Raw genomic sequence first — 14,647 nt, 5'->3', positions numbered from 1 at the left:
GGCGTAGTGACTATACCTCTTTAACGTCCGCGTCCGGAGCGTTGTTTTTAATAGACTGAATTCCATTTTCCATTCCAGCCTCTGCAGCATACATCTGGCTAGTACCAATGATCTGGCTGTTTGCAGCTTTTAGGTTAAAGTAGAATTTGCCGTTCTTAGCTGTGTTACGCTCAAACTTAGCGTCATCGCTAGCGTTCGTACGAACAGATTCGATACCGTTCATTGCTCCGCTCTTGCTCGTGTAAACTTGGCTAGAAAGGATTACCTGCCCGTTTTTGGCCTTCAGTACAAAGTGATACTGATCTGATCCTTCTTTTTGCTTTAATTCAAACATGTTTGTATTATTTGGTGTTAAACTTCGCTTTGTTTAGTAAATATCCGAAAAAAATGCTAGAAATCTTTCCGTAGCTAGTCCAAGCTCAAAAAAATTATGTTTATAACGCTTTGTCGATAAAATGATGTTTTTTGTCGATTTATGCCGCAAGAAAGCTTAAAGGTTTGTTAATAACCATTCTTAGATTTAGAGTTTTGAGCCATCATAATTTAACAATCATCACAATGAGAAAAATTGTATTACTAATCCTGGCCGCGGGTCTCGCGAATCTTACTCATGCTCAAGACCTTCCGACCAACCCAGAACCCGGAAAGTGTTATGTGCGTTGTACTACACCAGACGTTTATGTAAATGAAGATGTGCAAGTAATGGTTAAGCCTGCTTATAAGGTGTTAAAGACTGTTCCTGCACAGTATGAAACCGTGACCGAGCGCGTTATGGTGAAAGCCGCTGGAAAGAAGTTAGTAGTTGTACCAGAAAAATGGGGAACTGAAACTATCTCTTATGTCAAGAAACAAGGAGCTTCTACGCTACGCGTTATCCCTGCAAGCTTTTCTAGCGATTCAGAGACGCTTGAGATCAAACCAGCTTATGCGCAATGGGAGCTAGGAACTGCCGCTCCTGACTGTGCATCTGCAAACCCAGACGATTGTCGTTACTGGTGTTACAAAGGGTATCCAGCCGAGTACGAAACCGTATCTGTACAGCGTTTGGCTAACGATGCTAGTACTACTTCAACTCCAGTATCTGAAGTGCCTGCTACCTATACTAAGCGTGTAGTTATTGAGCCTGCTCGTGTAGAAGAGGTTGAGATCGCATCTCACACAGACTCTAGAGGTACTGCTTCTAGTAACAAAGACCTTTCAGAGCGTCGCGCGCAAGCGGTAACTAACTACCTGATCTCTAAAGGGATCAACGCTAGCCGTATCGTTTCTAACGGTTACGGAGAGTCTCAGCTACTTAACCGTTGCGCTGATGGAGTTTCTTGTTCTGAGCGCGAACACAGAGCTAACCGCAGAACTCAATTCAGAATTATTCAGTAATCACTAGAATCCTGTGAACTACCTGCTGCGAAGTCCTATAAATTTGGGACTTCGCTTTTTTTTGTTCATTTTTGGCACGATATCTGTTCCCAAATCAAGCAGTATGAGAATCTTATTATTGGTATTAACGGTCTTATTCAGCCAGCAGACAATGGCGCAGGCCGAGCAGCAGCTTCTTTGGATGGCTAATTTGGAGGCAGCACAAAAACAAGCTCGCAAAGAAAAGAAGCCCGTATTGCTTTATTTTACAGGTAGTGATTGGTGTGCTCCCTGCATTCAATTAAAAGAAGATTTCTTCTCAACTGACGAATTCAAAACATTGACCAAAGATTATTTATTAGTCATGATAGATATCCCGCGTCGTATCGATATAGTAAGTCCAGAGCAGCTAGCTTATAATAAGGACATCCTAAAGAGATACAATCCGGAGCGCTCTTTCCCATTGTTAATTGCCTACAATCACAAAGGGAGAAAAATAGGAGAGGTATCTGGTTACAGCAGTCTGCGCGAAACTTTCTACCACTTCGAGCTATTGGAAAAGATAGCCGAGAATTATTAGCCAAACATATTGTCTAGCCCAGGAATATTGGGCATACCCTCTTTAGCTACTGCAGCTAATTCTGTTTCATTTACAGTAGTGGCTCGAGCGATCGCTTTGTTTAAGGTGATCACCAAATAGTCTTCTAATTGCTCTTTGTCACTTAAAAGTTCTTCGGTAATGCTGATGTTTTTTATCTCGCGATTGGCCGTAAGGGTTACTTTTATAGTTCCTTCTGAGTTTTGCTCGTCTATTAAAACAGTATTGAGTCGTTCTTTGGTCTGAGCGACTTTCTCTTGGGTTTCTTTGAGTTTACCCATCATTCCCATAATATCTCCAAACATAGCTTTAAGATTTTATTCCCTGCAAATTTACTACTTTAGAGGGCCTATACCTAAACCTTCGAAAAACAAAATCATGTTCAAGCAGATCCTCATCTTAGCAGTTTGCACTATTTTTGCAGCTTCCTGTAAACAAGATCAAAAACCAAAAGCGGCCATGAATATTACGCCACCCACGGCAGATAAAAAGCCCAAGAACTTAGAAATTCACGGAGACGTCCGCGTTGATGACTATTTCTGGCTCAACGACAGAGAAGACGAAGAAGTGATCGACTACTTGGAGCGCGAGAATGACTACTTTGACAAAATGACCGCGCATACCAAGACCTTTCAGGAGGACTTGTTCCAAGAAATGAAGGGTCGTATTAAAGAAGACGATGCTTCTGTACCTTATTTCTACAACGGTTACTACTATATTACCCGTTATGAGACTGGGAAGGATTATCCGATATACACGCGCAAGAAAGGATCTATGGACGCTGAAGAAGAGATCCTTTTCAATGTGAACGAAATGGCGGAAGGTTACCCGTACTACAATTTACGTGGTATCAACGTCAGTCCTAATAACAAGCTCGTCGCCTTTGGTGTAGATACGGTGAGTCGCAGAAATTACACTATCTACGTTAAGAATCTAGAAACTGGCGAGATTTACAACGAGGCCATTCCAATGACCACGGCGGGATCTGAATGGGCTAATGATAACCAGACCTTATTTTTTACAGGAAAGGATCCGGTTACTCTCCGCAGCGATAAGATCTATCGCCATAAGCTAGGAGATGATCCTAAAAACCCAACTTTGGTTTTTACCGAGGAAGACGATACTTTTTACACCTACGTATATAAAACCAAGTCGGACGATTATTTGATGATCGGTAGCACCAGTACCTTAACTTCGGAGTTTCAATATCTGGATGCCAATGACCCAGAAGGGGAATTCAAAGCCATTCAGCCAAGAGAGCGCGGTCTGGAGTATTACGTTTCTCATTTTGGAGATGACTTCTACATTTTAACCAACAAGGACGGAGCTAAGAACTACAAACTCATGAAGACCTCCGTTACCAATACCGCGAAGGAAAACTGGGAAGAGGTCATTGCGCACGACCCAAAAGTGCTCTTAGAGGATATAGACATATTTAAGGATTACTTGGTGGTAAGTGAACGCTCTGACGGACTTAATAAACTCAAGATTATTCCTTGGGCTAACCCAGAGGGAGCATATTACTTGCCTTTTGACAGTGAGACTTATACAGCCTATACCACGCAAAACGTGGACTTTAACACAGACGTTTTACGTTACGGTTACAATTCTTTGACCACACCAGCTTCAGTGATCGATTTTAACATGACCACTAAGGAGTCTACAGTTATGAAAGAGACCGAGGTCTTGGGCGGTAAGTTTGACAAAGATAATTACGCTTCAGAGCGTGTATGGGCCACAGCAGAAGATGGAACCAAAATTCCGATTTCTTTGGTCTACCGAAAAGGAATGAAAAAGAATGGAAAGAATCCAGTATTGCAATATGCTTATGGTTCTTATGGTTCTACGACCAATCCACGTTTTTCAACAACACGCCTTAGCTTGCTTGATCGCGGTTTTATCTACGCTATTGCGCATATTCGTGGCGGACAGTATATGGGGCGTCAGTGGTATGAAGACGGAAAGATGTTTAAAAAGAAGAACACCTTTACCGATTTTATCGACTGCTCTAAGTTCTTGATAGCAGAGGGTTACACCTCGAGCGATCATTTATATGCCTACGGCGGATCTGCGGGAGGCTTGCTTATGGGAGCTGTTGTAAATATGGCTCCAGAGCTGTACAATGGTGTAATTGCCGCTGTACCTTTTGTGGATGTGGTTACCACCATGCTAGACGATTCTATTCCACTAACAACTGGAGAATACGACGAGTGGGGTAATCCGAACAACAAAGATTCCTACGACTATATGTTGTCTTATTCTCCCTATGATCAGGTGAGTGCTCAGGACTATCCAAACCTATTGGTCACCACAGGCTTGCACGATTCTCAAGTACAGTATTGGGAGCCGGCAAAATGGGTGGCTAAACTCAGAGACATGAAGACAAATGGCAATTTGTTGTTGTTGCATACCGATATGGAAGCTGGCCACGGCGGTGCTTCCGGACGCTTTGAGGCTTTGAAAGAAGTGGCGAGAAATTGGGCCTTCTTACTTGATTTGGAAGGGATAACCGAGTAGTTTGAAATTTTTGACTTAACTTTGCAGGGTTGAAACCGTAAATCGTTGCTGATAAGCGTGTTTCTACTGACTAAGCAGAATTTATGAAGGACAAAATCCAAGCACATGACAACGTGCTTTCTCTTATTGGGAACACACCGCTTGTCAAATTGAGCAAAATTACTGCCGATATTCCCGGTAATTTCTACGGAAAAGTTGAAGCTTTCAACCCCGGACACTCTTCTAAAGACCGCATCGCCTTACACATCATTGAGGAAGCAGAGCGCCAAGGTATTTTAAATCCTGGCGACACCATTATTGAGACTACCTCAGGTAACACTGGTTTTAGTATTGCCATGGTGAGTATCATTAAAGGATATGAATGTATTCTAGCGGTTAGTTCAAAGTCGAGTGGTGATAAGATCGACATGTTACGCGCCATGGGAGCTCAGGTCTATGTTTGCCCAGCGCACGTAGCTGCAGACGACCCGCGTTCTTACTACGAGGTAGCCAAGCGTTTGCACAATGAGATCAAAGGATCGGTTTATATCAATCAGTATTTCAACAAATTAAATACTGCCGCTCACTACAAGACCACAGGCCCAGAGATCTGGGAACAAACCGGTGGACAGATCACGCATTTGGTTGCTTGTAGCGGTACCGGCGGAACTATTTCTGGTACGGCTCAGTATTTAAAAGAGCAGAACCCGAATATTCAGATCGTGGGCATAGATGCGTACGGCTCTGTATTAAAGAAATACCACGAAACCCGTGAGTTCGACAAGAACGAGATCTATCCGTATCGCATAGAAGGTCTTGGAAAGAATTTGATTCCTACGGCTACAGATTTTGATAGCATCGATCAGTTTGTAAAGGTAACAGACGAAGAAAGTGCGCACAAAGCTCGTGAGTTAGCAACTAAAGAAGGTTTGTTTGCCGGATATACTTCCGGAGCAGCGCTTCAAGGTGTTCAACAATTAGCAGAGGAAGGATATTTCAAAAAAGACGATATAGTGGTGGTGATTTTACCAGACCACGGTTCTCGATATATGAGCAAAGTCTACTCAGACAAGTGGATGAAAGAACAAGGCTTCTTTGACGCTCAACACGAAGAGGTCGTTGGCAACATACAATACGTCAAATAAGACCCTTAAACAAAATAGTTAAGCCCTGCATTTGCGGGGCTTTTTTATGGGCAGGAATTCAGGAAAAACCCTGATAATTAGGAATAAATTTATACTTTTGCCCGGAAACTTTAATAGCAAAGATTTGGCAAAGGATTTATTCGAAAAGATTTACAGAGACAAAGGACCTCTTGGGAAATGGGCAGAAGCTGCAGAAGGATATTTTGTATTCCCAAAATTAGAAGGGCCTATCGGTAATCGAATGATGTTCAACGGCAAGGAAGTTATCACCTGGAGTGTGAACGACTACTTGGGATTGGCGAATCACCCAGAAGTTCGTAAGGTTGATGCAAAAGCTGCTGCGCAATACGGTTCGGCTTATCCAATGGGTGCTAGAATGATGAGTGGTCATACCAACCTTCACGAACAACTTCAGAATGAGCTTGCGGCTTTTGTAAACAAGGAAGCTGCTTATTTGTTGAACTTTGGTTACCAAGGAATGGTTTCTACCATCGATGCTTTGGTCTCTAAAGACGACGTTATTGTATACGACGTAGACGCTCACGCCTGTATTATTGACGGGGTGCGTTTACACCTTGGTCAGCGTTTTACTTACAAGCACAACGATATGGAAAGTATCGAAAAGAACTTGAAGCGTGCTGAGAAAGTAGCAGAGAAGACCGGTGGCGGGATCCTTTTGATCTCCGAAGGTGTTTTTGGAATGCGCGGTGAGCAAGGAAAACTCAAAGAGATCGTAGCCTTAAAAGAAAAATATAATTTCCGTTTGTTCGTTGACGATGCTCACGGTTTTGGAACACTGGGAAAAACTGGTGCTGGAGCAGGCGAGGAGCAAGGCGTACAAGACGATATCGATGTGTACTTCGCTACTTTCGCTAAGTCTATGGCATCTACAGGAGCTTTTATTGCTGGAGATGAAGAGATCATTAATTATTTGAAATACAACCTGCGTTCGCAAATGTTCGCGAAGTCGTTACAAATGCAGTTGGTTGTAGGAGCTTTGAAGCGTTTGGATATGATGCGTTCAAGCACAGAATACAAAGACAAGCTTTGGGCTAATGTAAATGCCTTACAAGGTGGCTTGCGCGAGCGCGGTTTCGACTTAGGAACTACCCAGAGTTGTGTGACTCCGGTATATCTTAAAGGAAGTATTCCAGAAGCTATGGCTTTGGTTAAGGACCTACGTGAGAATCACGGAGTGTTCTGTTCTATAGTGGTTTACCCAGTGATACCTAAAGGATTAATTCTACTTAGAATGATCCCTACAGCATCACACACTATGGAAGATATTGACCAGACTTTAGATGCATTCTCTGCCATTAGAGAGCGTCTAGAGAACGGAACTTATAAAAGACTATCTGCTGCACTAGCAGCCTCTATGGGCGAGTAATCATCGTCTGAGATAAAAATAGAAAAGCCACCTGATTGGTGGCTTTTTTTATAAGTCTTTTCTAAAGGTGCTGCGTTCTTTGTGTTGCTGCGGATCGTAATCCTTCCAAAGCAACTGAACAGCTGTATTCTCAGCGAGTTCCGGGTTGGTCTCCACTTCTTTAATGCCTTTATTGTTAAAGAGCTGCTGCATTTCTGCAAATATTATAGCCGTAACTCCCTTACCTTGATATTCAGGGTCTATGCCAATTAAATAGAATGCAGCGGTGTCGTTCTTCTTTTGCGCTTGCAATAAATGATACCATCCAAAAGGGAACAGTTTGCCGTTGGCCTTTTTTAATGCCTTAGAAAAGCTCGGCATCACCACAGAAAAGGCGATCAATTTGCCGTCAGAATCCTTAATGCAAGTAATATAATCTGGGTGGATAAAATTGAAATACTTCTCCTTGTAATAGTCTATCTGATACTGTTGTATCGGCACAAAGGTCTGTAAGCTGTTATAGGTATTGTTCAGTAGTCCAAACATATCATCTACATAAGGAATGATCTCCTTTTTAGACTTAAAACGGATCACTTCCAATTCGTACCGCTTTTTTATGATCGCTGAGAACTTTTTAACCTTTTCCTTCATCTCTGCCGGGATCTGCATACGATATTCAACCCAGGTGGCCTGTTTTTCAAAGCCAAGCTTTTGGAAATGTTCAGCATAGTAGGGGTAGTGGTACCAAGTGATCATGGTATTGAGTTCTTCAAACCCCATGGTGAGTATACCAGCCTTCTCCATATTAGAGAAACCAACAGGACCTTCCACATATTCTAAGTTGTGGCTGCGCCCGATCTTGTTTACTTCTTCTAATAAAGCCTTGGTAACCTCCAGATCATCGATCATATCTAGCCAGCCAAAGCGCATTTTTTTCTTACCCTGCTCATTGATCTCCAAATGATTTACAATAGCGGCAATGCGTCCAACTACCTTGTTGTTTTTATAGGCCAAGAAATAATGTGCCTCTGCATTTTTAAAAACAGGGTTCTTTTCTTGACTCAAGGTCTCTAACTCGTCATTGATCAATGGTGGAACCCAATATTTACAGTCCTTGTAGAGTGTAAACGGAAATTTGACGAAGGTTTTAAGGTCTTTTTGGTCGGTTATTTTCTTGACTTCGATCATGGGCGATTTCTTAAAATACTGCCGCCATCATCTTCTATCTCGACATCGTCACGGCGTTTGCGTCGCTTCTTTTTGTTGTCCTTTTTGTTTATGGCTTCTCCATCCGGCCCTTCTTCTTCCAAGTACTCATCTTGGCCATGCATATCAAAGCGATAGCTAGCTCCGATCTTGAAAAAGGTTCTAGTAGGAGTGTCTTTCCAATTCAGAAGAACTGAAGCATCTAATTGAAAGTCATTATTGAACAGATAGGCTGCGCCACCTCTAAAGAGTTGATCTGCGTAGAAATCACTCTTAATTCCTTCATTTTCAACAAAAGCCGAAAACTTCTCACTAAAGGCATGTGTAAGGGTTAGTAGATAGCTGTACGATGGAAACTCGGTGGTAACGCGATCTACAATGATATTGGTAACAAATACCCATCCGCCTAAAAAGTTATTCTGCGTAATAATCGCAATTCTCGGACTTATAGTCAATTCGTCCTCTGGTGTGAAAGGGTTATCCTCAAAGTCGAAGTTGGCCCCGGCATAAACAGAGATAGCCGGAATAAGATCTCTCCACTGAAAAGTATTATTAGCCTTCCAACTGTAAAGATTCGGGCCCTCCAACTCTCGTTTTCTGTAAGGGTCGTATATCAAATACTTTGCCCCGAGGCTGTTGAGTCTAAAGTTAGCTTGGGTGAACTCGCCGGTCACAAAACCGTCGTCAAAGGTAACCTCGTTGCGCTGGTAGGCGCCAATAGCATTGATCTCAAGGCGCTCCATAAACAAGCCGTATCTCACGGCATAGTCTAAACTAAAAGCGCTTGCTTCTGTGTTGAGTAAGTCGTGATTTTCTTGTCCAAGACCTAATCCGAGCTCTAGTTGCAAGACATTGCGGCCCACGGCAAAAGCCCCCTGAGAATTTCCAGGTCTGTTTGAATTTATGGTTTCAGTGTATTGGCTCAGAACAGCCTGAGTACTTGCTATAAATAGGCAGGCAAGAAGCCAAAAGCGGGTGTTCATGGGGTACTGGTTTGCAGTCAAAGATAGCAGAATTTATTAGTTTTTTAATAGTTCTTTAGCGGCTTCTTCAGCCCTGAATCCCTACCTTTACAGTAAATTTAAAGTGCATGGATGCATTAAGAACGTTTTTGATTGTCATTTTGGTATTGTTGCTCTTGCGTTTCGCATTGAAGCTTGCGGTGCCCTATATACTGCGTTATGCCAGTAAAAAGCTGCAGCAGCGATTCGAAAGCCAGTTCGGGTCCTTTGAGCAGCAGCAAACCCCTAAGCCAGAAGGCAGTGTCCATGTCCACAGTAAACCACAGTCCAAAAGAGAATCTACTAAGGTTGTTGGCGACTATATCGATTATGAAGAAATTGATTAATTTGGAAGCCTAAATCCGCACTTATGGCCGCCTTAAAAAAAGCGCTTCCTCACCTTATTGTTTTAATTTTATTTGTCCTTGCCTCACTGATCTATTTTAGCCCAGTACTACAAGGCGAAACCATATTTCAGAGCGACATTGCTCAGTTTAACGGTATTGCTAAACAACAACGTGATTTTAAAGCTGCGACAGGAGAGGAGACCTATTGGACCAATGGTGCTTTTGGCGGAATGCCAACTTATCAGATCGGAGCGCGCTATCCGAATCACCTCATTAAAAAATTAGACCTTACACTGCGGTTCTTACCACGTCCAGCAGATTATCTGTTCCTCTACTTGATCAGTATGTATGTTTTATTGCTGGTTATGAAAGTAGATTACAAATTGGCTTTCCTGGGTGCGCTCGCCTTTGGTTTCTCCACCTACCTTATCATCATACTAGGGGTGGGGCATAACTTAAAAGCGCATGCTATTGCCTATATGCCTTTAGTGCTCAGTGGAATAATTCTTACTTTCAGAGGTAAGTATCTCTGGGGATTTGCGCTTACGGCGGTTGCAATGGGCTTAGAACTGGTGGCCAACCATTTTCAGATGACCTATTATCTTTTGTTATTGGTTGTGGTCTTGGGCTTGGCGTATTTAATAGATGCCTTCCGCAGAAAACAGTTGCCGCATTTCTTTAAATCCGTAGGAATACTCTGTGCTGCGGTGCTTTTGGCAATAGGATTCAACAGTGCAAATATTTTGGCTACGGCCGAATACGCTCCTTATTCCATGCGTGGAAAAAGCGAGCTCAAAATTAAGCCAGACGGAACCCCTAAAGAAGTGACTAACGGTTTACCTTATGATTATATCACCGAATACAGCTACGGCAAACTGGAGAGTTTTAATTTAATGGTCCCGCGTTTTATGGGCGGAGGTTCTGGAGAACCTTTGCCAGAAGAAAGCCAGCTTATAGACGCTTTGCGCAGTTTAGGAATCCCACCTCAAGAGGCCAACAATATCTTGCGACAAGTGCCTTTACCCATGTATTGGGGAGATCAACCCATAGTAGAAGCTCCTGCATATGTTGGGGCCATAGTGGTCTTTTTAGCACTTTTAGGATTCTTTTTAATAAAGGGCCGACTGCGCTGGTGGCTCTTGGGAGGTATACTGCTGAGTCTCTTATTGTCTTGGGGAAAGAACTTTGCCTTCCTGACCGAGCTATTTGTTGACTATGTTCCGCTTTACAACAAGTTTAGAGCTGTAAGTTCCATACAAGTCATCATTGAGCTACTGCTACCTATAGCTGCGGTTATCGGACTGCATCAACTCTTTAATGATTTTAACACCAAAGAGGCTAGACGAAAAGCCTTGTTGATTTCCGGAGGAATTGTCTCCGGTTTGCTGCTTGTTTTTTACCTTTTAGGATCTAGTTTGTTCGACTTTCAAGCTCCTTATGATGCCGATGTTGCAGCGGCCCTTGGAGAGGCTGGCCCTGTACTAATTGAGGGAATTCAAGCCGATAGAATAGCTGTTTTCAAAGAAGATAGTCTGCGCTCTTTAGGCTTGGTTCTGGCAACTATAGCAGTACTTTTTGGCTTGCTAAGAAATGCAATTAAAGAAACTTTAGCTGTTGGCTTATTGGCGGTCTTGTTATTGATCGATTTGGTAGGAGTAGACAAGCGCTATGTAAATGAAGAAGACTTTGTAGATATGCGTGTAATGGAGCAGCCCTACCAACGCAATGGCGCCGATATTCAGATAGAGCAAGATAAAGATGGCTTCTTTAGGGTCTACGACATGACCACCAGTGCCTTTACCAGTGGTCGTGCGAGCTTTTTCCACAATGCTCTGGGTGGTTATAGTGCCGTTAAAATGGGGCGTATTCACGATCTGTACGAATTCTATCTGATGGGAGAACAACCCAATATGAACATCATCAATATGTTCAATGTGCGCTACTTGATACGCTTTGGAGATAATGGCGGGCCTTATGCGCAGCGGAACTCCGGTGCCAATGGCAATGCCTGGTTTGTCACCGATTACGAGTTGGTAGCTTCGGCAGACGAGGAGATTCAGGCTTTGGCTAATATCAATACCAAACAAAAGGCAGTAATTCACCAAGAATTTGCCGATAGGCTCAGTGGGAAGCGTTTTGTTGTGGATTCTACCGCAACCATAGCACTCAAGGAGTTTGCTCCGAATCGTATGGTTTACAACAGTAAGACCGCCGCAGAAGGCTTAGTGGTCTTTTCTGAGATGTATTACAAGCCAGGTTGGAAACTAACAGTAGACGGACAAGAGACAGAATATTTTAGAGCGAATTATACCCTTAGAGCAATGGTTTTGCCTGCAGGAGAACACGAGATCGTTTTCTCCTTTGAGCCAGAAGTGATACAGCGCGGCAGCATGTTGAGCTTGTTGTCTGCAGGAATCTTTGTTTTGGTACTTTTGGGATTTGGCTATTGGAACTACAGAAATTCGCAGTCTGAATCAGTATAAATGGAACCTAAGAAAGTTCTGGTAATCACCTATTATTGGCCACCTGCAGGTGGGCCAGGTGTACAGCGCTGGTTAAAGTTCTGCACTTACTTACCCGAATTTGGTGTTAAACCAACGGTATACATTCCAGAGAATCCGTCGTATCCTATCATGGATGAGGCCTTAGTTCAAGAGGTTCCGGGAGACTTGGAAATTTTAAAATATCCCATTTGGGAACCCTACGCCCTTGGTAAACGCTTGGACAAAGGCGCTACACAAACCTTGAGCAAAGGTATTATAGACGAGGATCCTTCTCTTTTAAAGAAGTTTCTGTTGTTTGTTCGAGGCAACTTCTTTATTCCTGATGCGCGAAAGGCCTGGGTAAAACCATCGGTCAAGTTTTTAATGAGTCATTTAAAGGAGAATCATTACGATTCAGTAATAACAACTGGTCCACCGCACAGTGTTCATCTTATTGGTTTGCAGCTTAAAAAGGAGTTGGGAATTCCTTGGGTGGCAGATTTTAGAGATCCCTGGACAACTATTGGCTACCATAAATCCTTGCGTTTATTGCCTTGGAACGCCAGAAAGCACAAAAAGTTAGAGGCTGCTGTGCTGCAAGCAGCAGATCATATCTTGGTGACCAGTCCAACTACAAAAAAGGAATTTGAAGGAATTTCTAACCAGCAGATTAGTGTCATTACCAACGGTTACGACAGGTCTAATAAACCGGAGAATCCAATTGATCTAGATAACAATTTCAGTATATCTCATATTGGTTCACTTTTGGCCAAGCGCAATCCGGAACCGCTCTGGAAGATACTGGCATATTTATGTGCCAATAATGCTGCCTTTAAGAAAGATCTGAACCTCGTCTTTGCCGGGGTGGTTGCAAAGGAAGTAAAAGACTCCTTAAGAGCCCACGGTCTTCTCGAACATGCGGAGTTTAAGGGCTATGTAGATCACAGCGAAGCTATAGCCTTACAACATCAAAGTCAATTGCTTCTATTGCTCGAGATAAACTCGCCAGAAACACGAGCCATCTTACCAGGAAAACTCTTTGAGTATATGATGGCTAAAAGACCAATATTAGCTATAGGGCCCAAGGGCAGTGATATTAAAAAGTTATTGGAGGAGTCGGGGAGTGGTGAATTCTTTAATTATGATGAACTCACAGCAGATTATTTGGGAGCCTACTTTTTAAAGGCCTATAGGGCTTACAAAACGCGGTCCCTTGAATTAGAGGAGCAGGCCATTTCTAAATTCGACAGAAAAGCACTTAGCCAGCAATTGGCTAGAGTACTCAAAAGCGAAACCCTTGCCAGACAAAGTTCGTCTTGACAAGGGTTCCTAACTAACCAACCAAAAAATGATCTTTAGAATCCTCTACCACGGCGTGAGTTGCTGGTAGAGCTCTGTCTCTTGTTACTGCCTCCGCGAGACACACTTGCAGACCTAGAACCTCTAGAGCTGTTTGATGTTGCTCTGCTGTTGTTTCTAGAACCACCAGATCGATTTGCTTGAGATCTGGTATTGCTGCTGCGGCTATTTGATCTGCTCGTGGTAGCTCTCTGGTTGCTACCAGAAGACGAGCTTCTCATATTGCCAGTTGATCTGTTCGTGCTTCGCTGAGATCTCATATTCCCAGATGATCTATTGGTATTGCGCTGTGTACGCATATTACCGGAGGATCTGTTGTTAGAGTTCCCATTGCGAGCTACAGTTCCACGATTGTTCTGTTTCTTATCGCGAGTAGCCATATTGCTGCTTCCACCGCGATTTGTATTGGCAGATGTTCTGCGCATATTGCTAGATCTACCATTGTTAAGGTCTCTCGGGTTGTTTGTGGCACGTGTATTGGCCGCAACACTTCTACGATTGTTACTGCTTGTTGTAGCTCCAGAGCCACGCCCGCTATTGTTAGCTACCGCATCTCTTCCCGATCTACGCGCTGGACGATAATCTGGGTTTGCAGCAGTTCTACCGTTGCGATAGTGAATTCTGCTACCCGGACGATAGAAATCTCTTCTACCATTTACGTAAGCTCTACGACCTCTGTTGTTATAGTAGCGAATGTGATTCGCGTAGCTGTATCGGATAGGAGTGTAGTAAGCGCGATACGGATAGTTATACACGATACAGTTGCTCCAGATCGGCCGTGCATAGAATACGTGCCATGGTCTGTATATATAGGTTCTGTAGAAAGGGCTGATATATCCAAGGGTGTAGTCAAAGAGACCAAAGTTGTTATAAAAGACACGCAATCCTCCTACGCGAACAATGCGTCTGTTGTTGTATACGATATCTACGCTTCCAGCTCTAGATATACGGCCCCAGTTATCATAAAAGATCGGCACATTCTCGATCTGAATAACTGCTCCGTAGTCATCATACTGTACAAAAGCGTCGTAATTGTAACCAGAATTGTAATTGATACTCACTCCTGGAGTATTTACGTTTACATTCAATCCGTCGTTACCCAAGAAAACAAAATCAAATTGTCCGTCTGGGAATACTGAGAATTCTACACCACCTTCAACAAAGATGTATGAAGATCCGTCGAAGTTGTATCGTCTGTTGTCTGCGCGGGCTTCTGAAAACAATCCAGAAATACTAAGTAAGAGTCCGCTAAGTAGTAAGGCAAGTTTTTTCATCACTTTAAATTTTAGT

At 43.0% G+C, this 14,647-nt stretch carries 13 protein-coding genes; 8 read left to right on the top strand and 5 right to left on the bottom strand.

Going from position 1 to position 14,647, the window contains the following annotated elements; translation table 11 throughout:
• Positions 1-10: 10 nt before the first annotated feature.
• Positions 11-334, bottom strand: coding sequence for a YegP family protein (locus AC0J2F_RS01320; protein WP_473008257.1), 324 nt, complete (start codon positions 332-334; stop codon positions 11-13).
• A gap of 224 nt (positions 335-558) precedes the next feature.
• Between AC0J2F_RS01320 and AC0J2F_RS01315 the strand changes: the two genes are divergently transcribed.
• Together AC0J2F_RS01315 and AC0J2F_RS01310 are read left to right on the top strand one after the other, a co-directional pair.
• Entirely contained in the window at positions 559-1,377 is an 819-nt protein-coding gene (locus AC0J2F_RS01315; RefSeq protein WP_473008255.1) for an OmpA family protein, read from the top strand.
• 103 nt (positions 1,378-1,480) lie between these two features.
• Positions 1,481-1,936: a thioredoxin family protein gene (locus AC0J2F_RS01310; RefSeq protein ID WP_473008253.1), complete on the top strand. Its 456-nt coding sequence runs from the start codon at positions 1,481-1,483 to the stop codon at positions 1,934-1,936.
• Here the strand turns inward: AC0J2F_RS01310 and AC0J2F_RS01305 are convergent.
• Positions 1,933-2,259 (bottom strand): YbaB/EbfC family nucleoid-associated protein, encoded by a 327-nt coding sequence (locus AC0J2F_RS01305; protein WP_374957923.1) that lies wholly within the window; start codon positions 2,257-2,259, stop codon positions 1,933-1,935. The two genes, AC0J2F_RS01310 and AC0J2F_RS01305, sit on opposite strands and share 4 nt — an antisense overlap.
• Positions 2,260-2,332: 73 nt before the next feature.
• On the opposite strand from AC0J2F_RS01305, the gene AC0J2F_RS01300 reads away from it, so the two are divergent.
• The 3 genes from AC0J2F_RS01300 (at position 2,333) to AC0J2F_RS01290 (ending at position 6,982) form a co-directional block, all read left to right on the top strand.
• Complete coding sequence (locus tag AC0J2F_RS01300) at positions 2,333-4,471, top strand: S9 family peptidase (protein WP_473008252.1); 2,139 nt, start codon at positions 2,333-2,335, stop codon at positions 4,469-4,471.
• An 83-nt stretch (positions 4,472-4,554) separates the two neighbouring features.
• On the top strand, positions 4,555-5,595 hold the full coding sequence (locus AC0J2F_RS01295) for a PLP-dependent cysteine synthase family protein (protein ID WP_473008251.1): 1,041 nt from the start codon (positions 4,555-4,557) through the stop codon (positions 5,593-5,595).
• Between the two features lie 124 nt (positions 5,596-5,719).
• A complete protein-coding gene (locus AC0J2F_RS01290) occupies positions 5,720-6,982 on the top strand; it encodes an aminotransferase class I/II-fold pyridoxal phosphate-dependent enzyme (RefSeq protein ID WP_473008249.1) in 1,263 nt (420 codons plus the stop codon).
• 48 nt (positions 6,983-7,030) lie between these two features.
• Here the strand turns inward: AC0J2F_RS01290 and AC0J2F_RS01285 are convergent, their stop codons facing one another.
• Together AC0J2F_RS01285 and AC0J2F_RS01280 are read right to left on the bottom strand one after the other, a co-directional pair.
• Complete coding sequence (locus tag AC0J2F_RS01285) at positions 7,031-8,149, bottom strand: GTP cyclohydrolase (RefSeq protein WP_473008247.1); 1,119 nt, start codon at positions 8,147-8,149, stop codon at positions 7,031-7,033.
• Positions 8,146-9,150, bottom strand: a complete 1,005-nt coding sequence (locus tag AC0J2F_RS01280; RefSeq protein ID WP_473008246.1) for a transporter — start codon at positions 9,148-9,150, stop codon at positions 8,146-8,148. Before AC0J2F_RS01280 ends, AC0J2F_RS01285 begins: the two co-directional genes overlap by 4 nt.
• A 107-nt stretch (positions 9,151-9,257) precedes the next feature.
• Between AC0J2F_RS01280 and AC0J2F_RS01275 the strand changes: the two genes are divergently transcribed.
• The 3 genes from AC0J2F_RS01275 to AC0J2F_RS01265 are packed head-to-tail and all read left to right on the top strand — an operon-like array spanning position 9,258 to position 13,318.
• Positions 9,258-9,515, top strand: a complete 258-nt coding sequence (locus AC0J2F_RS01275) for a DUF4834 family protein (RefSeq protein WP_473008244.1) — start codon at positions 9,258-9,260, stop codon at positions 9,513-9,515.
• A 23-nt stretch (positions 9,516-9,538) separates the two neighbouring features.
• The gene (locus tag AC0J2F_RS01270) at positions 9,539-11,998 is read left to right on the top strand and encodes a YfhO family protein (protein ID WP_473008243.1); all 2,460 of its coding nucleotides are present in this window, start codon (positions 9,539-9,541) and stop codon (positions 11,996-11,998) included.
• The gene (locus tag AC0J2F_RS01265) at positions 11,999-13,318 is read left to right on the top strand and encodes a glycosyltransferase family 4 protein (protein WP_473008241.1); all 1,320 of its coding nucleotides are present in this window, start codon (positions 11,999-12,001) and stop codon (positions 13,316-13,318) included. It abuts the gene before it with no gap.
• 35 nt (positions 13,319-13,353) lie between these two features.
• Here the strand turns inward: AC0J2F_RS01265 and AC0J2F_RS01260 are convergent, their stop codons facing one another.
• A complete protein-coding gene (locus tag AC0J2F_RS01260) occupies positions 13,354-14,631 on the bottom strand; it encodes a hypothetical protein (RefSeq protein WP_473008240.1) in 1,278 nt (425 codons plus the stop codon).
• Positions 14,632-14,647: the final 16 nt, after the last annotated feature.

The sequence above is a fragment of the Gilvibacter sp. CC01 genome, from assembly GCF_055755295.1.
Note: the sequence above shows the minus strand (reverse complement) of the source record. Positions and strands in the feature narration are given on the sequence as shown.

Excerpts from the sequence above, each read along its gene's own strand:
- AC0J2F_RS01320 (WP_473008257.1), bottom strand. The coding sequence starts at position 334 with ATGTTTGAATTAAAGCAAAAAGAAGGATCAGATCAGTATCACTTTGTA.
- AC0J2F_RS01315 (WP_473008255.1), top strand. The coding sequence starts at position 559 with ATGAGAAAAATTGTATTACTAATCCTGGCCGCGGGTCTCGCGAATCTT.
- AC0J2F_RS01310 (WP_473008253.1), top strand. The coding sequence starts at position 1,481 with ATGAGAATCTTATTATTGGTATTAACGGTCTTATTCAGCCAGCAGACA.
- AC0J2F_RS01305 (WP_374957923.1), bottom strand. The coding sequence starts at position 2,259 with ATGTTTGGAGATATTATGGGAATGATGGGTAAACTCAAAGAAACCCAA.
- AC0J2F_RS01300 (WP_473008252.1), top strand. The coding sequence starts at position 2,333 with ATGTTCAAGCAGATCCTCATCTTAGCAGTTTGCACTATTTTTGCAGCT.
- AC0J2F_RS01295 (WP_473008251.1), top strand. The coding sequence starts at position 4,555 with ATGAAGGACAAAATCCAAGCACATGACAACGTGCTTTCTCTTATTGGG.
- AC0J2F_RS01285 (WP_473008247.1), bottom strand. The coding sequence starts at position 8,149 with ATGATCGAAGTCAAGAAAATAACCGACCAAAAAGACCTTAAAACCTTC.
- AC0J2F_RS01280 (WP_473008246.1), bottom strand. The coding sequence starts at position 9,150 with ATGAACACCCGCTTTTGGCTTCTTGCCTGCCTATTTATAGCAAGTACT.
- AC0J2F_RS01275 (WP_473008244.1), top strand. The coding sequence starts at position 9,258 with ATGGATGCATTAAGAACGTTTTTGATTGTCATTTTGGTATTGTTGCTC.
- AC0J2F_RS01270 (WP_473008243.1), top strand. The coding sequence starts at position 9,539 with ATGGCCGCCTTAAAAAAAGCGCTTCCTCACCTTATTGTTTTAATTTTA.
- AC0J2F_RS01265 (WP_473008241.1), top strand. The coding sequence starts at position 11,999 with ATGGAACCTAAGAAAGTTCTGGTAATCACCTATTATTGGCCACCTGCA.
- AC0J2F_RS01260 (WP_473008240.1), bottom strand. The coding sequence starts at position 14,631 with ATGAAAAAACTTGCCTTACTACTTAGCGGACTCTTACTTAGTATTTCT.